This is a genomic window from Thermococcus celericrescens, from assembly GCF_001484195.1.
In the GTDB taxonomy this organism is placed as follows: domain Archaea; phylum Methanobacteriota_B; class Thermococci; order Thermococcales; family Thermococcaceae; genus Thermococcus; species Thermococcus celericrescens.
Genome location: NZ_LLYW01000022.1, coordinates 23,099 through 42,185 on the forward strand (window position 1 = coordinate 23,099; position 19,087 = coordinate 42,185).

26 protein-coding genes and 1 pseudogene are annotated in these 19,087 nt (G+C 54.6%); 16 read left to right on the forward strand and 11 right to left on the reverse strand.

The genetic code is table 11. The annotated features are described in order from the left end of the window. Positions 1-79 precede the first annotated feature (79 nt). From APY94_RS06495 to APY94_RS06505, 3 genes are all read left to right on the forward strand, one after another. Entirely contained in the window at positions 80-2,305 is a 2,226-nt protein-coding gene (locus tag APY94_RS06495) for a DHH family phosphoesterase (RefSeq protein WP_058938857.1), read from the forward strand. An 83-nt stretch (positions 2,306-2,388) separates the two neighbouring features. Further along, positions 2,389-2,643: a hypothetical protein gene (locus APY94_RS06500; RefSeq protein WP_058938858.1), complete on the forward strand. Its 255-nt coding sequence runs from the start codon at positions 2,389-2,391 to the stop codon at positions 2,641-2,643. Between the two features lie 39 nt (positions 2,644-2,682). Beyond that, positions 2,683-2,898 (forward strand): hypothetical protein, encoded by a 216-nt coding sequence (locus APY94_RS06505; RefSeq protein ID WP_058938859.1) that lies wholly within the window; start codon positions 2,683-2,685, stop codon positions 2,896-2,898. Positions 2,899-2,962: 64 nt separating this feature from the next. Here the strand turns inward: APY94_RS06505 and APY94_RS06510 are convergent, their stop codons facing one another. Genes APY94_RS06510 through APY94_RS06520 form a run of 3 tightly spaced genes read right to left on the reverse strand, consistent with a single transcriptional unit; the run spans position 2,963 to position 4,904 of the window. Continuing rightward, entirely contained in the window at positions 2,963-4,144 is a 1,182-nt protein-coding gene (locus APY94_RS06510) for an MFS transporter (RefSeq protein WP_058938860.1), read from the reverse strand. Between the two features lie 3 nt (positions 4,145-4,147). After that, entirely contained in the window at positions 4,148-4,438 is a 291-nt protein-coding gene (locus APY94_RS06515) for a PadR family transcriptional regulator (RefSeq protein ID WP_058938861.1), read from the reverse strand. A gap of 49 nt (positions 4,439-4,487) precedes the next feature. After that, a complete protein-coding gene (locus tag APY94_RS06520; protein ID WP_058938862.1) occupies positions 4,488-4,904 on the reverse strand; it encodes a PaaI family thioesterase in 417 nt (138 codons plus the stop codon). 98 nt (positions 4,905-5,002) lie between these two features. Between APY94_RS06520 and APY94_RS06525 the strand changes: the two genes are divergently transcribed. Further along, positions 5,003-5,401 carry a DUF2240 family protein gene (locus tag APY94_RS06525; protein WP_058938863.1) on the forward strand — a complete coding sequence of 133 codons (399 nt, stop codon included), beginning with the start codon at positions 5,003-5,005 and terminating at the stop codon, positions 5,399-5,401. 65 nt (positions 5,402-5,466) lie between these two features. Then, a complete protein-coding gene (locus APY94_RS06530; RefSeq protein WP_058938864.1) occupies positions 5,467-6,012 on the forward strand; it encodes a nicotinamidase in 546 nt (181 codons plus the stop codon). Here APY94_RS06530 and APY94_RS06535 read toward each other — a convergent pair. The 3 genes from APY94_RS06535 to APY94_RS06545 are packed head-to-tail and all read right to left on the reverse strand — an operon-like array spanning position 6,000 to position 8,999. After that, positions 6,000-7,340 (reverse strand): RNA-guided endonuclease InsQ/TnpB family protein, encoded by a 1,341-nt coding sequence (locus tag APY94_RS06535; RefSeq protein ID WP_058938865.1) that lies wholly within the window; start codon positions 7,338-7,340, stop codon positions 6,000-6,002. The genes APY94_RS06530 and APY94_RS06535 overlap by 13 nt on opposite strands. Continuing rightward, positions 7,337-7,957 (reverse strand): IS607 family transposase, encoded by a 621-nt coding sequence (locus tag APY94_RS06540; protein ID WP_058938866.1) that lies wholly within the window; start codon positions 7,955-7,957, stop codon positions 7,337-7,339. The genes APY94_RS06535 and APY94_RS06540 overlap by 4 nt, the downstream gene beginning before the upstream one ends. Positions 7,958-8,012: 55 nt before the next feature. After that, positions 8,013-8,999, reverse strand: coding sequence for an AI-2E family transporter (locus APY94_RS06545; RefSeq protein WP_058938867.1), 987 nt, complete (start codon positions 8,997-8,999; stop codon positions 8,013-8,015). 43 nt (positions 9,000-9,042) lie between these two features. Here APY94_RS06545 and APY94_RS06550 point away from each other — a divergent pair, with 43 nt between their 5' ends. Genes APY94_RS06550 through APY94_RS06555 form a run of 3 tightly spaced genes read left to right on the forward strand, consistent with a single transcriptional unit; the run spans position 9,043 to position 10,774 of the window. Next, complete coding sequence (locus APY94_RS06550; protein WP_157065491.1) at positions 9,043-9,312, forward strand: hypothetical protein; 270 nt, start codon at positions 9,043-9,045, stop codon at positions 9,310-9,312. Next, positions 9,312-9,467: a hypothetical protein gene (locus APY94_RS13350; protein WP_169791806.1), complete on the forward strand. Its 156-nt coding sequence runs from the start codon at positions 9,312-9,314 to the stop codon at positions 9,465-9,467. The genes APY94_RS06550 and APY94_RS13350 overlap by 1 nt, the downstream gene beginning before the upstream one ends. After that, entirely contained in the window at positions 9,464-10,774 is a 1,311-nt protein-coding gene (locus tag APY94_RS06555) for an RNA-guided endonuclease InsQ/TnpB family protein (protein WP_058938869.1), read from the forward strand. The genes APY94_RS13350 and APY94_RS06555 overlap by 4 nt, the downstream gene beginning before the upstream one ends. An 81-nt stretch (positions 10,775-10,855) precedes the next feature. Here APY94_RS06555 and APY94_RS06560 read toward each other — a convergent pair whose 3' ends face one another. Next, the gene (locus tag APY94_RS06560; RefSeq protein WP_245610430.1) at positions 10,856-11,347 is read right to left on the reverse strand and encodes a hypothetical protein; all 492 of its coding nucleotides are present in this window, start codon (positions 11,345-11,347) and stop codon (positions 10,856-10,858) included. Between the two features lie 54 nt (positions 11,348-11,401). Between APY94_RS06560 and APY94_RS06565 the strand changes: the two genes are divergently transcribed. Beyond that, on the forward strand, positions 11,402-12,085 hold the full coding sequence (locus tag APY94_RS06565; protein ID WP_058938871.1) for a DUF4152 family protein: 684 nt from the start codon (positions 11,402-11,404) through the stop codon (positions 12,083-12,085). Between the two features lie 254 nt (positions 12,086-12,339). On the opposite strand, the gene iorA is transcribed toward APY94_RS06565, so the two are convergent. From iorA to APY94_RS06575, 3 genes are all read right to left on the reverse strand, one after another. After that, entirely contained in the window at positions 12,340-14,238 is a 1,899-nt protein-coding gene (gene iorA, locus APY94_RS06570) for an indolepyruvate ferredoxin oxidoreductase subunit alpha (protein ID WP_058938872.1), read from the reverse strand. A gap of 139 nt (positions 14,239-14,377) precedes the next feature. Beyond that, positions 14,378-14,536, reverse strand: a complete 159-nt coding sequence (locus APY94_RS13195) for a hypothetical protein (protein ID WP_157065492.1) — start codon at positions 14,534-14,536, stop codon at positions 14,378-14,380. A 70-nt stretch (positions 14,537-14,606) separates the two neighbouring features. Continuing rightward, complete coding sequence (locus tag APY94_RS06575; protein WP_342667077.1) at positions 14,607-14,867, reverse strand: hypothetical protein; 261 nt, start codon at positions 14,865-14,867, stop codon at positions 14,607-14,609. Between the two features lie 81 nt (positions 14,868-14,948). Here APY94_RS06575 and APY94_RS06580 point away from each other — a divergent pair, with 81 nt between their 5' ends. Together APY94_RS06580 and APY94_RS06585 are read left to right on the forward strand one after the other, a co-directional pair. Continuing rightward, positions 14,949-15,236 (forward strand): hypothetical protein, encoded by a 288-nt coding sequence (locus APY94_RS06580; protein ID WP_058938874.1) that lies wholly within the window; start codon positions 14,949-14,951, stop codon positions 15,234-15,236. Positions 15,237-15,255: 19 nt separating this feature from the next. Continuing rightward, positions 15,256-15,582, forward strand: coding sequence for a nucleotide pyrophosphohydrolase (locus APY94_RS06585; protein WP_058938875.1), 327 nt, complete (start codon positions 15,256-15,258; stop codon positions 15,580-15,582). Here the strand turns inward: APY94_RS06585 and APY94_RS06590 are convergent. Further along, positions 15,569-16,021: an HIT family protein gene (locus APY94_RS06590; protein ID WP_058938876.1), complete on the reverse strand. Its 453-nt coding sequence runs from the start codon at positions 16,019-16,021 to the stop codon at positions 15,569-15,571. The two genes, APY94_RS06585 and APY94_RS06590, sit on opposite strands and share 14 nt — an antisense overlap. Positions 16,022-16,067: 46 nt before the next feature. Between APY94_RS06590 and APY94_RS06595 the strand changes: the two genes are divergently transcribed. The 5 genes and pseudogenes from APY94_RS06595 to APY94_RS06615 form a co-directional block, all read left to right on the forward strand. Further along, positions 16,068-16,298 carry a hypothetical protein gene (locus APY94_RS06595; protein WP_245610431.1) on the forward strand — a complete coding sequence of 77 codons (231 nt, stop codon included), beginning with the start codon at positions 16,068-16,070 and terminating at the stop codon, positions 16,296-16,298. A 77-nt stretch (positions 16,299-16,375) separates the two neighbouring features. Continuing rightward, the gene (psmA, locus tag APY94_RS06600; RefSeq protein ID WP_058938878.1) at positions 16,376-17,158 is read left to right on the forward strand and encodes an archaeal proteasome endopeptidase complex subunit alpha; all 783 of its coding nucleotides are present in this window, start codon (positions 16,376-16,378) and stop codon (positions 17,156-17,158) included. An 11-nt stretch (positions 17,159-17,169) separates the two neighbouring features. Beyond that, positions 17,170-17,880, forward strand: a complete 711-nt coding sequence (locus tag APY94_RS06605; RefSeq protein WP_058938879.1) for a ribosome assembly factor SBDS — start codon at positions 17,170-17,172, stop codon at positions 17,878-17,880. Beyond that, positions 17,877-18,647, forward strand: a complete 771-nt coding sequence (gene rrp4, locus APY94_RS06610) for an exosome complex RNA-binding protein Rrp4 (RefSeq protein ID WP_058938880.1) — start codon at positions 17,877-17,879, stop codon at positions 18,645-18,647. The genes APY94_RS06605 and rrp4 overlap by 4 nt, the downstream gene beginning before the upstream one ends. Continuing rightward, positions 18,644-19,087, forward strand: a pseudogene (locus APY94_RS06615) (exosome complex exonuclease Rrp41); the annotation flags it as partial. The gene rrp4 and the pseudogene APY94_RS06615, both read left to right, overlap by 4 nt.

Below are 19,087 nucleotides of genomic sequence, written 5' to 3' on the forward strand. Positions count from 1 at the left end.
TTGAAAATTACGCATTTGGTTCGGGAGAGCGTTGATTAATGTTTTTAAGCTCCCCGGAGAACCCACCGCGGTGATGCTCATGGTGGTTAAGGATTGTCCCGAGTGCCACGGAACCGGGAAGATTAAGGCTGGCGAGAAGGAGTGCCCCGTTTGTGAGGGATGGGGTTACGTTCCTGCCGATTTCAAGGTTGGAGAGAAGCTGAAGGGCTATCGCAACCTCGACTACATCGGCGTTGAGGACGAGGTTGACGAGATACCCTGTCCCGAGTGCCACGGGAAGGGCGTCGTGCCGGTTTACGACACCTGCCCGACCTGCGGTGGGACCGGCCGCGTTCTGGCCTGCGACATCTGCGGTAAGGTGAAGGGGCCCTGGGAGCCTGGTATGGAAACCACCTGGGTCTGCCCTGACTGCATGCGTAAGTACAAGGTCGTTTACGTTCTCGACAAGACCTGCGACGTTGAGGACATTGAGATTGGGGGCGTTTACAAGGGCACAATCGACCGTGTCGAGCGCTTTGGCGTCTTCGTCAAACTCAATCCGCACGTCAGGGGTCTTATACGGAGGAAGGACCTCCTCGGCGGGAGGGATTACAAGCCCGGAGACGGGATACTCGTTCAGGTTCTCGATGTAAAGCCAGACAGGGGTGAGGTGGACTTTATAGAGTCCGCCCTCAAACACTACAAGGAGGTAGTCGTCAGAAAGGAGCTCCCGGTAACGCTCATCGGCGACCTCCGCAAGGACATGGCGGGCCAGACGGTCAGGCTTCGCGGTAAGGTCACCCAGATACAGGTTACCGGCGGGCCGACGGTCTTCACGATAACGGACGGAACGGGTATAACATGGGCCGCGGCTTTTGAGGCTCCTGGAGTTAGGGCCTACCCCAACATAAACGTCGGAGACATCGTGGAGATAATCGGGAAGATAGCCTTCCACTCCGGCGAGATTCAGATCGAGACCAGCGACATGGCGAGGCTCTGGGGGCCGGAGGCTGCCGAGGTCAAGAGGCGCATAGAGGAGGAGCTCGACAGGCGCGCCCAGCCCAAGGACGTGGGGTTCCTGGTCGAGAGTGAAGTGCTCGAGGCTTTGAAGCCGAAGATAATGAAGGCCGCATCCACGATACGCCGCGCCATCCTGGAGGGCAGGCCGATACTGCTGAGGCACCACGCCGACGCGGACGGCTACACCTCGGGCCTGGCCCTTGAGTACGCAATAGTTCCGCTCATCGAGGAGATCTCGCCCGATTCCGGTGCCAGGTGGAAGCTCTTCAAGCGCAGACCGAGCAGGGCACCCTTCTACGAGCTGGAGGATGTCCTCAAGGACATAATCTTCATGGTCGAGGACCACGAGAGGTTCGGCGACCCCTTGCCGCTTTTGGTTATTGTTGACAACGGCGGAACGAGCGAGGATATTCCGGCCTACAGGCGCATAAGGGCCTTCGGCGTTCCGATAGTGGTCATAGACCACCACGACCCGCGCGAGTGGGTGAGCGAGGACAGGGCGAAGGTGGACGACTACGTCGATGTGCACGTCAACCCGCACCACATAAAGCGCGGCTACTACGAGTTAACGGCGGGAATGCTGGCAACGGAAGTGGCGCGCTTCATCAACCCCGATGTTGAGGACAAAATCAAGCACCTCCCCGCCATAGCCGGAACCGGCGACAGGAGTAAGGCCCCGGAGTTCTACCAGTACCTTGAGATAGCGAAGAAGGCCAAGGGCCTTGACGAGGAGGACCTCAAGAAGATAGCCGAAGTGATAGACCACGAGGCCTACTTCTGGAAGTTCATGGACGGACACGGCATAATAGACGAGATTCTCCTCCTCACGGGCAACCTCCAGAGGCACCGCGAGCTGATAAACGCGATCTACCCGGAGGTCAAGGAGAAGCAGGAGAAGGCTTTGAGGGCCTCGCTGCCGCACGTCAAGAGCGTCGTCCTGCCGAACGGGATAAGGTTCAACACGATAGACATCGAGCTCTTTGCTCCAAAGTTCAGCTATCCGTCCCCGGGCAAGCTCTCCGGCCTGATACACGACCACTTCAAGGAGAAGTACGGCGAGGACGCGCCGATACTCACCCTGGCCTACGGTCCGGACTTCGCGGTGGTCAGGGCCGCGGACGGGATGGCGGCGTACAGCTTCGACCTAAACGAGATAATTCCAAAGCTCCAGGAGGCTCTGCCGAGCGCGGGCATAGAGGGCGGCGGCCACAGCTACGCCGGCTCGATAAAGTTCTTCGAGGGCATGCGCAAGGAGGTGCTTGAGGAGTTCGCGAAGCAGGTCGTCAAACTGAAGAAGACGGGCTGAAAGCGCTTTTTATTTTTTCCGGGGCCAACCTTTTTAACATCGTCGGCCTTAGAGGATTATGAGCAATATCCGGAGGAATGTTGATGAAAATCGTTCTTGAGGTTACCTTCAGAATGGGCGGCGTTTCTTACCGCGGCCACCGCTGGGAGGGCGATGCCCTTGTTTTCGAGTTCGAGCGCCTTGGAGATGCCTTCATTCAGGTTCTCAGCAGGAGGAATGTGGAGGAAGAGGTCGAGCGCGAGCCCTCGGCCGTGATCGTTGAGCTGAAGACGAAAGAAGGCGGGAAGATATTTGAGGCCGCCCTTGAGGATGGCGTTTACAGAGCGAGGGAGCCTTAGGTTTTTATACCTCTCCCCCAATTCTCTACGGTGATGCCCATGTACATGGCGGAGTTCAAGCTTCGCTTTGGTGACAGGAAGTGGTACGTCAGGAGGCTCGTTGAAGCTTCGAGCGTTGAGGAGGCGGAGGAGAAGGCTAAACGCTACGCAGAGGCCATGAACTGCGGAGAGGTTAAATGGGAGTTCAGCTATGTTATTGAGGCTGGAAGGCCCCTCATTATAGGCGACGAGGAGCTTGAGAAGCTCGGCGCTTGATTTTATCCCTTTTGTTGACTTCCTCTGACTCTTCTGGGTTTGGAAAGAAAAGCGAAGAAGAGAGTCACTGCTCCCTCACGAAGGCCATTAGAACCATGGCAACGACGTTCATGGCTGCGGCGAAGGTGAAGGCATAGGCCAAGGAGTAGCTCCCCCAGAGCCAGCCCGCTATCACCGACGCCGGGAGGACGAAGATGCCGAAGACCGTGTGGTAGGCCCCTATTATCGTGCCCTTCTCGTATTCCCTCGCCAGGTCCGCCATGTAGGCTCGTGGAATGGTGTCCTCGATGGCGATGTAAATCCCGTAGAGCACGAAGGCCGCTATGAGCGTGTAGAAGTCCCTCGCGTAGGCAAAGGCCAGAGCCGCCAAAGCCGCAACTCCGAAGCCGAGGGTTATCATCCTCTTCTTGCCGAAGGTGTCGGAGTAAACCCCGAGGGGATAGGCCGAGAGGGCGTAGATTAGGTTGAAGAGGGCGTAGAAAGCTATGCTCTGGACGACGGAGTAGCCGAGCTCCTGCGCCTTCCACATCGTGAAGGCGTAGCTGTACCTTCCGAGGGCACCTATCGCCACCACCGCGAGGAAGAGCTGCAGGTTCCTGTTCTTCAGAGTGGATATGCCCTTTATCTTCCTCTTGACCTCACCGCCCCGGTCCTTCACGAAGAGGATTATAACAAACAGAGATATCGCCCCGGGAACCGCAGAGAGCAGGAAGATGTGGCGGTAGGCCGTTTCCGCCGGAAGGCTCTTCAGGAGCTCGATGAGTGTTATGGCAACGAGCGGCCCGGCGACGGCTCCGAGGGTGTCCATCATCCTGTGGAAGCCGAAGGACTTTCCGGTCTTCCCCTTCTCGCTCGACTCGGCTATCAGCGCATCCCTGGGGGCTGTTCTTACCCCCTTGCCTATCCTGTCCACCGCGCGCAGAAGGAGGAAGTCCCACCAGTAGCGGGTGAACCCCAGGGCACCTTTGGCGAGGGTTGAGAGGGCGTAGCCCGCGAAGACGAAGACCTTCCTCTTTCTAAAGCGGTCGCTCACGTAGCCAAAGGCAACCTTGAACAGCGAACTCATGCTTTCTATCGCGCCCATAACGGAACCGCTGAGCAACTTTCCGGCGTCGAGAACCTCCATCAGATAGCTCGGCATAACGGGCATTATCATCTCGCTGCTCATGTCGTTGAGGAAGCTGACGATTCCGAGCAGGAAGACGTTCCAGCTTATTCCGAATATCTTCTTCTCCCTTTCCTCCATTCCTCATTCCCCCAGCAGTTCAAGGCAGAGTTCCCTCAGCTTCTCTTTGCCCTCGTCGAGGGTTCTCCGGCCGATTTCCGTTATCTCGTAGACCCTAACCCGTCTCCCACTCCGGACCTCCCAATGGCTTTTGAGGAGGCCCTCCCCTTCCAGGGAGTGAAGGAGTGGGTACATGGTTCCCGGGCTGATGTGGTAACCGTGTCTCTCAAGTTCTTTCATCAGAAACGAGCCTGTAACTGGTTCTTCGCTCGCGTGGTGGAGTATATGCAGGGCCAGGAAGTCGCGGTACTTCATATCGAACACCGATATCGAAATGCGATATTTGGGTTTAAAAAATTTTGGCTCATTCGAGCACGTGCTTCTCCAGAACGTAGCAGTGGAAGGTTCCCTCGAAGACTTTCTCGTCCCTCTCGTTGAAGACCTCTGCTTTCACCAGCTTCTTCCTCCGGGGGGACGTTCCGTCCCCCACACCCCCTCCAGACTCTTCTATAACCTCTGCCTTCGCCCTCAGAGTTTCACCTGCCCTCACTGGCTTCAGGAACTTGACTTCCGCCTTCCCGAGGACTACGGTCGGCTCGTTGACGGCTAACATGGCCGCGTAGTCAGCCAAGCCAAAGGTGAAGCCGCCGTGAACCAGCCCGTACTCGTCGACCGCCATCTCTTTGACGGTCTCCATAAGGACTTCCGCGTAATTCTTCTCAATTTTCACGGGCTTTCCAACCAATCTTTCAGAGGTCAGCCTGTGAGTCCTCTGCTCCATCGACATCACCGTTTAGAGTTCTCGCGAGTGCTTAAACATCTAACGGCGTTATGCAAAGGTTTATTTATTCCAGCTCCCTAAAAAAGTTAGGTGGTTGCGTGCACCCGATAAAACGCGCGGTTGAGTATAAGGGCTCGGTTGAGTTCACCCGGAGCGAGCTCGTTGGGATACTTGCCTTCAGCCTCCGCCTGATGGACGTGAAAGCCGCGAAGGAGCTTATAGCGAAGTCCCTGGAGGAGGGCCTCCTCGAGGAACGGGGAGGGGTTCTGGTGGTCAACAAAGCCCTGCTCGCGGAGGAGGAAGCCGAGGAGGACCTCTTCAACGAGATGGCGGCGCATATAGCCGGTTCTCTCGGCTGGGAGCGGGAGGAGGTTCTTGAGGGCATTAAATCCATGCGCGAGCGCTACGGCGACCTAGACGAGAAGGTTCTTGCGTACCTGTTCGGCATGGACAAGGGCGTTGATATGTCGCGCTTTAAGGACCGGCTTGAGATGTGAGGGCTTTCCCCTCTATTCCGCAAACCGTTTTAACGATCCCGCCAAATTCTCTCCGGGGTGATGTCATGCCCGAGGAGGCGCTCATCATCGTTGACATGCAGAGGGATTTCATGCCTGGAGGAGCTTTGCCGGTTCCCGACGGGGAGGGGATAATACCCCGGTGCAACCGCTACATCGAGGAGTTCAGGAAGAGGGGGGCCCTGATAGTTGCCACGCGCGACTGGCATCCCGAGAACCACGTCAGCTTTAGGGAGCAGGGTGGGCCGTGGCCGAGGCACTGCGTCCAAAACACTCCCGGGGCAGAATTCGTCGTTGAACTTCCCGCAGATGTCGTGATAATCTCAAAGGCCACGGGGCCGGATAAAGAGGCCTACTCCGGATTCGAGGGAACGAATCTGGCGGAGATACTGAAGAGAAACGGGGTGAGGAGGGTCTACATCTGCGGCGTTGCAACCGAGTACTGCGTTAAAGCGACCGCCCTCGATGCCGTCAAGCACGGCTTTGAGACCTACCTCCTCCGCGACGCGGTGAAGGGGATTAAACCCCAGAATGAGGAGCGGGCTTTGGGGGAGATGGAGAGGGCCGGCGTGAAGGTTCTCTACCTGATATGACCGTTTCCCCCTGCACCTACTTTTGTTTCAATCCGACTAACCACTACCAATGAATTCTTGCAGTGCAGGAGGTTGGCCTCAACCACCAGCATCACAGAACTCACCGAGCCCTCAACCAGTGGTTCATTGGCCTTCAGGCTGAATGGAAACAGCCCCGACAAGTTCAAAACCGCCACAAAATCCCTATCCAAAGAAAACCCACAAACCGGACACTTAAAAACCCTCCGACGCAGAGCGTCATCATCAGGCTTAACCTTAAACGCACCACAGTGAGGACAAACCTGAGAAGAATAAGCGGGATTAACAAATATGATAGGAACACCACACTCAACCGCCTTTTCAAAAACAAACCGCTGGAAACCACTCATCCCAATGTTGTGAGGAGTATCCCTCAACCTCTTCTCACTCTTCCTTCTCCTATTAACCATTTTTTGATTAAAATTCTTTGGCACGGCCTCAAGAACAATCGTAGCGTTCAACCTCCCAGCGAGTTCAACAAGCCTCATCGCCAACTTCCTCTGTAAATCAACCCTCCTGTTCGTCTTTCTCCGCCCAAACTTTCTGAGGAGTCTCCTCCCCCTCTTCGAGGGAACCTTCCTCTTCCAACTAATCGAGTGAGTCTTTTGAACTTGCTTTCTCACATCGGAATAAAACCTCGTCATCCTACCAAACCCAGTCTTAACTTGGATTAAGAACTCGTGAGTACCGAACGAAACGTTGTCAGCGTTGTAATCCACACTAAGGAATCTTCCAGTTGGTTCAAGTTCAGTGAACTCTTTCTCAAAGACGAAATAAGCAAGAACTTTCCGCTCCTTTTCAAGTAATCTGAGTTTGATGCCGGGTTTAATTTTCCAGCCCTCGTCAAGATACCTGAAGAAGAGTTTGTGTGGTTTTAATGAGAGTTTTATCCGACCCCTCTTTGTCGTGAAGCCTATGATGAGGATTTTTCTTCCGTTTTTCAGGATGTTGAACCGTGGAAACCTCTTGTAGTCCCACAGAACGTCGTCCAGCCAGAGTGAAACGTTCCTGATTACTGGTTTCTTAGTCTTAGCTTTCCCTTTCTTTTTCAATTCAAGAAAACTCTTCGCCCTTGTTGTGGCGTCTTGACAAACCGTGTAGTAATAGTGGGTTGGTAAGTCGTGCTCCTCCTTGAGTTTTTTGTAGAAGATTTTCCTAAGTTTTAGATGGCTCTTAACCCTGTTTTCGACGGCGTAATTAGTTAAAAATTTCAAAATCTCCGAGTATTCATCATAAACTTCTTTTATCGCCTTGAACTTTCTCTTCGTGAGTGGGAGGCTTTCGAGGACGACTGTTCGAGTTAGTTTCACTCGTTCTCAACCTCTACGAGGAGTTTTTTGAACCCTTGAACGAGCTTCTTATTCTTGTGGCTTCTTAGCCCGTAAAGTCTCCCCGCAAAGCTGGTTATTATTGCAATTAAGTCTTCAACGAGTTCTTCTCTTGGCGTCTTGTCCTTTTCGAAGACCGTTTCAATCCTCACGTTGTAAGCCGAGAAGAGTTCTTCCAAGTATTTGAACCCGAATCGTGTAAGCCTATCTGGATAAGTGACGATAAGAACGTCATACTCGTTGTTCTTAGCGAGGTTGATGAGTTTTTTGAGGCCTTTTCTATTCTCGTTCAGTCCGGAGGCGATTTCTTTCACTTCTTCAACTATTTGGTAGCCTTTGCTGATGGCGTATTGTTCGAGGGTTTTGAGTTGGGTTTCCAAGTCTTTCTCCTGGTCTCTTCCTGAGACTCTTGCGTAGAGGACTGCCCTCGTTGTTTCGTTCTTTTTACCCAGTAGTCGCTGGACTTCCTCCTCGGGAATTCTGAAGTCTCGGCCTATTTTGATGGCTCTGATTTTTCCGGCGTGAATCCAGCGGATTATTGTGACTTTGTTGTAGTTGAGGAGTTCTGCCACCTCTGAAGGCTTGTAAAACTTCGGCATTGCTGACCCTCAAGTATTAATATGCAACTAAAGTATTTAAATCTTTCGAAAGACACTACTTAGATAACAGCCTTTTCCATTCTTTGAGGAGGACAAGGAGAAGGTTGAGCACTATCGGACCGATTATGAGGCCCTTCACCCCCATGGCCCACGTTCCGCCTATCATCCCGATGAAGACGAGGGTCTCGTCGAGGTTCGCGTCCTTAGCGACCATCATTGGCCTTATCGTGTAGTCGGGCATCGGGGAGACCAGGAAGAAGCCGTAGATTGCTATCCCGATTGCGTGGAGGTACATGGCCTTCTTGGCAAAGTACGCAGCTGCGATAAGCCATATCATCCAGCCCTCAAATAGGGGAACGAAGGAGAAGATGAAGGTCAGGAACCCGGCCACTATCGCGGTGTAGAGGTCGGAGACCCCGAACAGGAGGAAGCCAAACGTCATCAGAATCCCTTTTATGACGTTCAAAACCAGCCAGGCCCTCACCAGTGCTCCGAGGGTCTTGTTGAGGCTTTCCAGGATTCTCTCGCCCAGTTCGCGGTTCTTTCTCGGGAGGGACAGGTGAATCTGCTTCGAAATCTCCTCGGCGTATGCGAGGGAATGGTAGAACGTGAGCAGGAATACCAGGAGCTGGAGGATGTAGAGGGGGAGTGAGAGGGTTTCGTGGGATATGTACTCCGAGATCCTGGGTATCAGCTGGTCCGAGAAGCGCTCGAGGAAGGCCAAAACCTCCGGCGGCAGTGGCTGGCTCATCAGCCAGTCAAAGAAGTCGACGATGCTGTCGTAGAAGGAGGATGCTACCTTAACGGATATCAGCAGCAGCTCGAAGGTCACCACGCCTCCTAGGCCGACGGTTCCAACGGTGAGGGCCGCGGCGGACTTCTTCCTGCCCATCCTGCCACTCAGCCGGCGGTGGATTGGGTATGCGGCGTAGGCGAGGACGATGCCAAAGAATATCGGGGTGATGAGGGGACTAACCGTTTCCCACGTGAGATACGTTATTATGAGAACCGCCGCCGTCCAGGCGATTAGTTCCGCCCGCATCGTCCCTCGACAGGTTTATTAGCCTCCCCCTTATAAATGCTGTGTGGTGAAGTGGAGGGAAAAAGAGCTTGCCGAGAAGGTTTCGGCCTATATAAACCGCGCGGAGCATTATGCCAAGGAAAGGCGCTTTGAAATGGCGTACGGTGCCTATGTGGACGCCCTGTACGCAATCGGGGCATACGTGATTTTTTCTTTTCCAAACTTCGCCCTTTGGGCGGGGTACGGGCAACCACCTAACAAGCCCTTAAGCAGGAAAGCGAAGGAAAAGCTTAAATATCATAATCACCCATACTCACTATTGGGTGGGCAATAGTGGGAAGAATCGACATTTACCTGAGGGACGACGTGGAAAAGAAGTTCAGAGAACTCGTCGAGAAACTTTACGGTGGAAGAAAAGGGAGCCTGAGCATAGCCGCTGAACAGGCGATTCTCGACTGGATTAAAAAAGTCGAAAGCGGGGAAAAATGAAGCGGACGGTAACCGTTAAACTCCAACCGAGCAAAGAGCAGGAAAAAGCACTCTTCGAATTAGCCCACGCTACCGCAGTAATCTGGAACAAAATCAACTACCAGAGACTCAAGCAATTCAAAGAATTCGGCAAGATAGATTTTCTTGGAACCCAACGGGAGGCTTATTACGAGTTTAAGGATTGGATTGGTGGTTCCACAATCCAGACCCTATCCAGAAAAAACGCTGAAAGCTGGCGCTCATTCTTCACCCTCCTCAAAAAGAAAAAAGACGGAGAACTCCCCGAAGAATTCAAGCCAAAACCACCCGGCTTCATCAGGAAAGAAAACGGAAGAAAACTCTTCATTATTCCACTCCGAAACGACCAGTACAGGGTTGATGGGAACGTTATCGAGTTGAGACGCCTCGGAAAGTTCGAGAGGCTAAGAATCCAGTTCAAGGGGAGAATACACTTGGAGGGAAAGCAGGGAAGGTTAGAGATAACTTATGATGACGTTAAGCGAAAATGGTATGCTCACGTGAGCTTCACTGTTGAGGAAAAGTTAATTGGGGACGAGTGGGTGAGAGTTCCAAGAAACCCCTTGGGCAATCTTTCAGCAGGAATTGATTTGGGAGTGAATAACTTAATGGCAGTTTACGTCGAGAACGGCGAGAGCTTTCTTGTGAATGGGGGGCCGTTAAAGAGTATTGCCTTTTACTGGCAGAAGAAAATCGCTGAGTACCAGTCGAAACTCAATAAAAGTGGTGCAAAGAAGAGCAGGAAGCTTAGAAGAATGCACGAGAGGGCGAAACTTCAAGCGGGACACTACATCAACACGGCGGTTAGACAAACAGTGGAGAGACTTTATCACCTTGGTGTTTCGAGAATTGTCGTTGGTTATCCTAAAGGTATTGGCAGGAACTCCAACAAGGGCAAGAAACAAAACTTCATTCTCTCCCACGTTTGGCGCTTCAACACACTGATTCAACGGCTCAAAGAGGTTGCAGAGGAGTATGGTATTCTCGTTGAGGTTGTGAACGAGGCTTTCACTTCTCAGTTTTGCCCTCTCTGTGGCCAACGCCATAAGAATGCTCGCTTTGTTAGGGGTTTGTTTGAGTGCCGTAGAGAGGGCGTTGTGATGAACGCCGACCTCGTTGGAGCTTTTAATATCTTAAAGAAGGCTTTGAAAACGATAACCCCGAACCTGCCGGGTTTAACGGCGGGTAGGGGTAATTGGGGCAAGGCCGCCCCTGAGGGGTTCAGGGAACCCTTAAAAGGGTTCCTGATGGAGACCCCTCAAACCTTCCCGGGCTTGGCGAGGGGTTAATTCGTTGGAACCCTCTCCCTTCACGGCGGGGAGGAGGTCAGGAGGCAACGATAACCACTTTAAGGGAGGACGTTGAGAGGCTCAGGGGAATGATGACTTTGCCGAGTCCTGAGGGGTGATGAGGTTCAGCGGCTGACCCTTCGACGACAGAAGCTCGCCTTCTCCTTTCCCCTCCTCCCTCCGGCACGCCTTCGCGGCATCCCTGAGTGTCTCTGCCAGTCCGGGGTTTCCGTGGAGCGTGACCACCACCGCGCCGCCGCCCAATGGGTGGAACGTTATCTCTATAACGCCCGTGATTCGGTCGACATCGATTCTCGAGGGCACCATCCTCACCAGAAATGCACCCTTCTCCATTCGGCCCCATACCGCCGTTATCTCGATGAGCCCGTGGGAGTAGAAGATGTTCATGAATGGAAGTGGGTCTTCCGTTGGCGTCAGGGGGTGGGCCACCTCGCCGTAGAAAAGGGCCTTTCCCCGTGCCGTTCCCAGGTAGATAGAACCGCAAAGGTCATCTATGTAACGACCCAAAGTTTCATAAACTACATTAACCGAGTCACCCAATGCTATCACCATGATATACTTTGTCGTGGGATGTATATTGGTAATTGCCCGTTAACGGTGGTTTCCATGAAGATCGTTGCAGCTGACACGGGTGGTGCACTGCTCACGGAGGACTATGAACCGGTTGGCCTGATAGCGACGGCGGCGGTACTCGTTGAGAGGCCCTACAGGACCGCGGCCCTGAGCGTGGCCCGCTACGCGGATCCGTTCAACTACGATATGAGCGGCAGGCAGGCGGTAAGGGACGAGGCTTTCCTGGCCGTTGAACTCGCGAGGGAAGTCAGGCCCGATGTAATTCACCTCGACTCCACCATCGGGGGAATAGAGGTCAGGAAGCTCGACGAGCCGACGATAGATGCCCTGACGATAACCGACAGGGGCAAGGAAGTGTGGAAGGACTTGGCCAAGGACCTTCAGCCCCTGGCAAAGAAATTCTGGGAGGAGACGGGGATAGAGATAATCGCCATCGGCAAGTCGAGCGTTCCCGTGAGGATAGCGGAAATCTACGCAGGCCTCTACACCGCCAAGTGGGCGATTGACTACGCGAGGGAGCACGGCAAGGCCACCGTCGGCCTGCCGAGGTATATGAAAGTTGAAATCCGCCCCGGAAAAATCCACGGCGAGAGCCTTGACCCACGCGAGGGCGGTCTCTTCGGGGAGATTGAGGCAAAAACGGAAGGAATCGGCTGGGAGCTCTATCCAAACCCGCTCGTGAGGCGCTTCATGGTGCTAGAAGTTTGGAAGGAGTGATACAAAGTTTTTTAACCGATTATTCATTACTTTTTTCTTCTGAAAGCCTCGCCCTTCACGGCGGGGAGGAGGTCAGTTCTCGCGGTTCCTGTGATACTCGTTATCTGGTTGTTCAATTTCGTAGATGATGTAATTGGCATCGTGGGGGGATTTGGAGTTGTGGTTTTGTATCAGCTTTTTCTCGGTGCCATGGTCTCCAACGAAATAGAAAAATTAAGAAGGGAACGGAAAGATGGCTGGCGCTACGGCTGGTATTAGTCCAGCTCGCTCGGGAACTTTATCGCGTCGAACGGGCAGAGCTGGTTGCAGACGCCGCATCCGGTGCAGAGCAGGTTGTCTATCCTGACCTTGTTGGTATCTGGCTCGTAAACGAGCGCCGGACAGCCGGTCAGGAGTATGCAGGCCTTGCAGCCGGTACACTTGTCCTCGACGACAACCGGTATCTCTCCTATCTCGCCGCGCCTTATGACCGGTATAACGCACTCCTGCTTCGCTATTATCACCGCCGGCCCATCGATCTGCATCGCCTCCTTTATGGCCTCCCTGGTGGCCTTGAGGTCGTAGGGGTCAACGGTCTTGACGTACTTAACTCCTAACGCCTTGACGAGGGCCTCTATGTCAATCTCGTTGAACTTCCTGCCGGTCTCACTCCCGCCCGTTCCCGGATGAGGCTGGTGGCCGGTCATCGCGGTGGTTCTGTTGTCGAGTATCATCACCAGAACGTTCAGGTTCTTGTAGACGGCATCAACCAGCGGCTGGATTCCGTTGTGGAAGAACGTCGAATCGCCGATGGTGGCTATCACCTTCTTGTTCAGCGCCACGCTCTGGCCGTTGGCCAGGCTTATGCTAGCGCCCATCACGTACTCGGTCCAGATGGCTTCGAGCGGTGGGAGGAGCGAGAGGGCGTAGCAGCCTATGTCGCCGTGTATCGGGACGCTGTATCTGCCGAGCTTGAGGTCCCTCAGAGCGTCCAGCGCGGCCCTGTAGGAGCCCCTGTGAGGACAGCCTGGGCACATCCCAGGGGGTCTCTTCGGGGCGAGGCTTTCGGCGTATTTGACCCCCTCGGGCTTCTCGTAGGTCTCTCCTTCCTCGCCGATGAGCCTCAGCAGCGCGTTTCTCACGAGGCTCGGGGTGAGCTCGCCCTCGAGCGGGAAGTGGCCGGTTCTCTTGCCGTAGATTGGGACGTTGAGGCCGGCCTCGTAGGCCGCTATCTTGACCTCCTCCTCGAGGAACGGTGCGCCGTCCTCGACCACTATCGCGAAGTCCACGCCCTTGAGGAACTCAACGACGAGCTTCCTCGGAAGCGGGTGCGGCGTGGAGAGCTTGAGAACCTTGAAATCTCCCTTTATCTTCGGGAGAACCTCGCGCACGTAGTTGTAGGGCGCGCCCTCGACGATTATTCCTATTCTACCGCTCCCCTCGACCCAGTTGAAGGGCATCGAGTTGAACTCCTCCTCTATCTTTGCCAGGGTCTCGTTGAGCCATTTGTGCCTTTTCCTGTTGCCCTCCATGCTCGCCCTGACGTACCTCTCAATGTCCTTCTTGAACTTCGGCTCGCGCTCAAGCTCGACGAACTCGCCGACTTCAACATCGGCCGTCGTGTGGTTCACCCTCGTGGTTGTCCTGAAGATGACGGGAACCTTGTAGCGCTCGCTCAGCTCGTAGGCGTAGATGATTAAATCGTGGGCCTCCTGCGGGTCCGCGGGCTCAAGAACCGGCAAAAGCGAGATTTTTCCATAATACCTGTCGTCCTGCTCGGTCTGGCTGGTGTGCGGTCCGGGGTCGTCGGCGACGAGGATTACGAGGCCACCTTCAACGCCGGAATAGGCGAGACTCATGAGAGGGTCGGCGGCGACGTTGAGACCGACGCACTTCATGGTGACGAGCGTTCTTAAGCCGGTGTACGCAACTCCCGCGGCTTCCTCAAGGGCGACCTTCTCGTTGGGAGCCCACTCTGCGAAGACCTCCGGCTTAAGATGGGCTATCGTTTCTATAACCTCTGTCGAGGGCGTTCCTGGGTAACCGGTAGCAAAAACGACTCCCGATTCCAGGGCACCGTAGGCTATGGCCTCGTTCCCCATAAGAAGTTTCCTTTCCCTCTTTTTGGCCTTGGGCTCGGCCGAGTCAGAAGGGTGAGCCTTAACTGTCTCCATGATGACCACCGTAGGCTATCTGTGTCGAGGGTTAAAACTCTATGCTCAGAGAAGTGCCGGTAAAAATCAAAAAATTTTCGAAAAATTAGGTTTTTCGTTTGCCCTTTTTGTTGTAGTACACTTCGTTGTGGGTGCGGAATCACGTCCTGGTTATTGTCTCCGAACGCCATTCCCTGGGCGCCATTATGAAGAGAACCCCAATGATGAACGCCACCACGGTGATGCCGCCGGCAAGGGGTGCGTAATCGGGGAAGCCCCAGAACATGATGAGAAACGGAACGCTGATGATCCCGATCACTATGGATGCGAAGAGCACCGTGAGAGCTTGTATCCGTACCGCTCCATGAACAGCCCTATGTCCACTTTCCTCACCTCCTCGGCCTGTCGTCGTAGAAGTACTTCGCGTGGGCCTGCGCCTGAGCGTCCATGACGCGCCTCTTTACGGTGAGGGCGTAGACGACCAGGAGGAGCAGGAACAGTCCACCCGCGAAGAGTCCGTAGAGCCTGAGAATTGAATACGCGGAGAACGCCAGAACCCCAAGTATCGTTAGAAGGACGATCCCGAATATCCCGAAGAGTATCTTATACCCGTACCTCTCCATGAAGAGGTCGAAATCCACCACAACCACCGTATGAGTTTTATCCCATACAACGTAAAAGCCTTTCGGGAGGCTTAAATACTCTCCCTGATAAATGGGTACGTGGTGAAGATGAAGGTTCGCGAACTTTTGGAGATCCTGGACGAGACGATAGCGACGGTGAGGATAGCCATCGTTTCCAACCAGCAGAGGGCCTTTGAAAGTCCCCACACCAGCTACGAGTTCACGCAGAGGGCGATTGAGCTTCAGGAGGACCTCGACGATCTCTTGAAAGCTAGAGATGTCCTGACAAAGCTCGACCCGGAGGACGATGTGGAGAACCACTACCCCCGGGAGGAGCTCGAGGAGTTTTTAAAGCTCCTGGAACTTCTCAGAGGGGCCGAACCGCATGCCTTCTAAAATCCACTGGGGTGGTGGCATGGACTTCCGGGAGCTTGAAAGGAAGGTCGTCGCCTTCCGCGAGGAGAGGGGCTGGGGGATATACCACACGCCAAAGAACCTGGCCATATCCGCGGCGGTCGAGCTGGGCGAGCTTCTGGAGCACTTTCAGTGGGGGAGCGATGGGGAGATACTTGAGGCTGTGAAGGATCCGACCAAAAAGGAAGCCATAGCCGACGAGATAGCTGACGTCGTGATTTACCTAACGCTCCTCGCCCACGAGCTTGGCATAGACATCGATGAGGCGGTTGAGAGGAAGCTGGAGAAGAACGGGAGGAAGTACCCCGTTGGAGTTACCCCCGAGTGAGGGCTTCCCTCAGCCTCTCAACCTCTTCCTCGCTCATCCTGTTTCTCTTCCAGCGCTCCTTTAAATTCAGGTTCTCGTCCTCCAGATCCAGAACCGCCTTTCTAACGCCTCCCCTCGGATGGGCGCAGTCCCCTTCCCACCTCGGAATGACGTGGAGGTGCAGGTGCGGAACCGTCTGACCTGCCGCCTTTCCAAGGTTCATGCCGACGTTGAAGGCGCCAGGTTTCAGTGTCCCCCTCAGCTTTTCTATCGCCAGTTCCATACCCCTAATCAGCGCTGATTTCTCCGTCTCAGTTAGCTCCTCCCACCTTTCGACGTGCCGCTTTGGGACGACGAGCAGGTGCCCCCTGCTTGCCGGATAGGAGTCTGTGAGAATTCTAATGAGCTCATCCTCGTGGAGTATGACATCTTTCTTGGGACTGCAGAACGGGCACTCCATTGGAAACACCAAAGACTTAAAACAGGTTCGGAATAAAAAGCTCTCGGTGAGTGCGGTGGACGATACCTTAGAGGTTATGAAGAAAAGCTACCAGAGGTTTCTGGCCGTTGGCCTCGGCCTCATGCTGATAGCGTTCCTCCTGATGATATGGCAGCCGCTGGGCAGACAGAACTCGCTGATACTGGCGGTGATAGTCTTTTTGGTGGCATTTCTGCCGCTGGAGTTCGCACGCAGGATAGCGAGAAAGATGGCCCTCGGGGCTTTGAAAGGTGAATAGAAAAGCTTAATTAGACCGCCCGAGAATTACGGGAAGAGTGTAGAGGAGTGACGATAATCCGTTAGAGGTGATGTAAAATGGCGTTTGTACCACCACAGGCAGGCTACGACAGGGCGATTACCGTTTTCAGCCCTGACGGAAGGCTCTTCCAGGTGAACTATGCCCGGGAGGCAGTGAAGAGGGGCGCCACCGCCGTCGGCGTCAAGTGGAAGAACGGCGTCGTCCTCGCGGTGGAGAAGAGGATAACGAGCAAGCTCATCGAGCCGAGCAGCTACGAAAAGATTTTCCAGATCGACGACCACATAGCCGCGGCTCCAAGCGGCATCATAGCCGACGCCCGCGTTCTCGTTGACAGGGCCAGGCTGGAGGCCCAGGTTTACAGGCTTACCTACGGCGAACCCGTTCCTCTCACCGTTCTGGTGAAGAAGATCTGCGATCTCAAGCAGGCCCACACCCAGTACGGCGGTGTGAGGCCCTTCGGTGCCGCCCTGCTCATGGCGGGCGTGAACGACAAGCCCGAGCTCTACGAGACCGACCCAAGCGGGGCTTACTTCGAGTGGAAGGCAGTGGCAATAGGCAGCGGCAGGAACACCGCCATGGCGATCTTCGAGGAGCACTACACCGACGACATAGACATGGAAGGTGCGATAAAGCTTGCGATAATGGCCCTGGCGAAGACCCTTGAGGAGCCGAGTGCGGATGGCATAGAGGTTGCCTACATAACCACGGACGACAAGCGCTGGAAGAAGCTCTCCAGGGAGGAGGTCGAGAAGTACCTCTCAGAGATACTGGAAGAGGTCAAGGAAGAGGAAGTCGAGGAGAGGGAAGAGGACTACTCCGAACTCGACCAGAACTACTGAGGTGACGGGCGATGCCCATAGGTGTGGATAAAGCCGTCATCGCCCGTCTGAAGACGCACGGCGAGACGTTTGAGATACTCGTTGACCCGTACCTTGCGAGGGACTTCAAGGAGGGCAGGGACGTCCCGATAGAGGATGTCCTCGCCACCCCTTACGTTTTCAAGGACGCCCACAAGGGCGACAAGGCCAGCGAGCACGAGATGGAGAAGATATTCGGAACCAGCGACCCCTACGAGGTGGCCAAGGTAATCCTCCGCAAGGGAGACGTCCAGCTCACCGCGGAGCAGAGGCGGCAGATGATAGAGGACAAGAGGCGCTACATAGCGACGGTAATACACAGGCATGCGGTTGACCCCAGAACGGGTTTTCCCCACCCCGTTGACAGGATTCTCCGGGCGATGGACGAGGCCGGTGTCCACGTTGACCTGTTCAAGGACGCCGAGGCACAGATTCCGGGAGTCATCAAGGCTATACGACCGCTCCTCCCGATAAAGATGGAGATGAAGGTCATCGCTGTGAAGGTGCCCGGTGATTACGTCGGAAAGGCCTACGGGGAGATCAGGAAGTTCGGAAAGATAAAGCGCGAGGAGTGGGGAAGCGACGGCTCGTGGATGTTCCTCATAGAGATTCCGGGAGGAATTGAAGAGGAGTTTTATGAGAAACTTAACGCCCTTACGAGGGGCGAGGCGGTAACTAAACTGATAGAGAGGAAGGGACTATGAGGCGGATTTTTGTAAAAAGTAGGGAACTTGTGGTCCCGGGTACTTTACTTGCCCAGGGGCCGTTTAAGAACGGAAGAGGGACCTTCAGGGAAGGCAACAGGATATACTCCACTGTCGTGGGGCTCGTTGAGATAAGGGGCGACACTATACGTGTTATCTCGCTCGAGGGGCCGTACATACCCGAGGTCGGCGACAACGTCATAGGGAAGATAGTAGACGTCAGGTTCTCCAACTGGACGGTTGACATAGGCGCCCCATATCAGGCGGGCCTCCGCGTTCAGGACGCCACGGAGGAGCGCATCGACCTCGCAAAGACAGACTTGCGCAAAATATTCGACATAGGGGACATAATCTACGCCAGGATAAAGGCGTACAACGAGATAAATCAGATAGACCTCACCACGAAGGGCATGCCCTTCCGGGGCGGTCCCCTGCGCGGGGGGCAGATAGTGGAGATAACCCCCTCCAAGGTGCCCAGGCTCATAGGTAAGGGCGGTTCGATGATAAACCTCATCAAGAAGCTGACCGGCACGAGGATAATCGTCGGCCAGAACGGCTGGGTGTGGGTCAGCGGAAAGAACGAGGAGCTCGAAAAGCTGGCCATCGATGCCATCCTCAAGGTGAACAGGGAGAGCCACACTCAGGGACTGACCGATAGGGTCAAGGAGCTTCTCATGACCAGGCTCCAGGAGCTCAAGGAGCGGGGAGTTATTGAGGAAATACCGCAGATTGAGGAACCAACCGCTGGAAAGGGTGAGGGAGAATGATGGGCAAGCCCGAGGATTTAAAGCTCATAGATGAGAACGGAAAGAGAGTCGATGGGAGAAAGAAGTACGAATTGAGACCCATTAAGATGGAAGTTGGTGTTCTAAAGAACGCTGATGGCTCCGCCTACGTTGAGTGGGGTAAGAACAAGATCCTGGCCGCGGTTTACGGGCCGAGAGAGATACACCCCAAGCACCTCCAGAGGCCGGACAGGGCCATCCTGCGCGTCCGCTACAACATGGCCCCCTTCAGCGTCGAGGAGAGGAAGAAGCCCGGCCCGGACAGGAGAAGCGTTGAGATAAGCAAGGTCATAAGGGGCGCCCTTGAGCCAGCGCTCATACTCGAGATGTTCCCCAGGACTTCCATAGACCTGTTCATTGAGGTTCTCCAGGCCGATGCGGGAACGCGCGTCGCTGGAATAACCGCGGCCTCACTCGCCCTC

What these genes read in the sequence shown, in the direction of transcription:
- APY94_RS06605 (WP_058938879.1), top strand. Translation starts at nt 17,170, where the DNA reads ATGCCCATAGGTGTGGATAAAGCCGTCATCGCCCGTCTGAAGACGCAC.
- APY94_RS06540 (WP_058938866.1), bottom strand. Translation starts at nt 7,957, where the DNA reads ATGCCGAAGTTTTACAAGCCTTCAGAGGTGGCAGAACTCCTCAACTAC.
- APY94_RS06590 (WP_058938876.1), bottom strand. Translation starts at nt 16,021, where the DNA reads ATGGAGTGCCCGTTCTGCAGTCCCAAGAAAGATGTCATACTCCACGAG.
- APY94_RS06515 (WP_058938861.1), bottom strand. Translation starts at nt 4,438, where the DNA reads ATGAAGTACCGCGACTTCCTGGCCCTGCATATACTCCACCACGCGAGC.
- APY94_RS06495 (WP_058938857.1), top strand. Translation starts at nt 80, where the DNA reads ATGGTGGTTAAGGATTGTCCCGAGTGCCACGGAACCGGGAAGATTAAG.
- rrp4 (WP_058938880.1), top strand. Translation starts at nt 17,877, where the DNA reads ATGAGGCGGATTTTTGTAAAAAGTAGGGAACTTGTGGTCCCGGGTACT.
- APY94_RS06520 (WP_058938862.1), bottom strand. Translation starts at nt 4,904, where the DNA reads ATGGAGCAGAGGACTCACAGGCTGACCTCTGAAAGATTGGTTGGAAAG.
- APY94_RS06545 (WP_058938867.1), bottom strand. Translation starts at nt 8,999, where the DNA reads ATGCGGGCGGAACTAATCGCCTGGACGGCGGCGGTTCTCATAATAACG.
- iorA (WP_058938872.1), bottom strand. Translation starts at nt 14,238, where the DNA reads ATGGAGACAGTTAAGGCTCACCCTTCTGACTCGGCCGAGCCCAAGGCC.
- APY94_RS06585 (WP_058938875.1), top strand. Translation starts at nt 15,256, where the DNA reads ATGGACTTCCGGGAGCTTGAAAGGAAGGTCGTCGCCTTCCGCGAGGAG.
- APY94_RS06505 (WP_058938859.1), top strand. Translation starts at nt 2,683, where the DNA reads ATGTACATGGCGGAGTTCAAGCTTCGCTTTGGTGACAGGAAGTGGTAC.
- psmA (WP_058938878.1), top strand. Translation starts at nt 16,376, where the DNA reads ATGGCGTTTGTACCACCACAGGCAGGCTACGACAGGGCGATTACCGTT.
- APY94_RS06500 (WP_058938858.1), top strand. Translation starts at nt 2,389, where the DNA reads ATGAAAATCGTTCTTGAGGTTACCTTCAGAATGGGCGGCGTTTCTTAC.
- APY94_RS06560 (WP_245610430.1), bottom strand. Translation starts at nt 11,347, where the DNA reads ATGGTGATAGCATTGGGTGACTCGGTTAATGTAGTTTATGAAACTTTG.
- APY94_RS06555 (WP_058938869.1), top strand. Translation starts at nt 9,464, where the DNA reads ATGAAGCGGACGGTAACCGTTAAACTCCAACCGAGCAAAGAGCAGGAA.
- APY94_RS06580 (WP_058938874.1), top strand. Translation starts at nt 14,949, where the DNA reads ATGAAGGTTCGCGAACTTTTGGAGATCCTGGACGAGACGATAGCGACG.
- APY94_RS06510 (WP_058938860.1), bottom strand. Translation starts at nt 4,144, where the DNA reads ATGGAGGAAAGGGAGAAGAAGATATTCGGAATAAGCTGGAACGTCTTC.
- APY94_RS06530 (WP_058938864.1), top strand. Translation starts at nt 5,467, where the DNA reads ATGCCCGAGGAGGCGCTCATCATCGTTGACATGCAGAGGGATTTCATG.
- APY94_RS06565 (WP_058938871.1), top strand. Translation starts at nt 11,402, where the DNA reads ATGAAGATCGTTGCAGCTGACACGGGTGGTGCACTGCTCACGGAGGAC.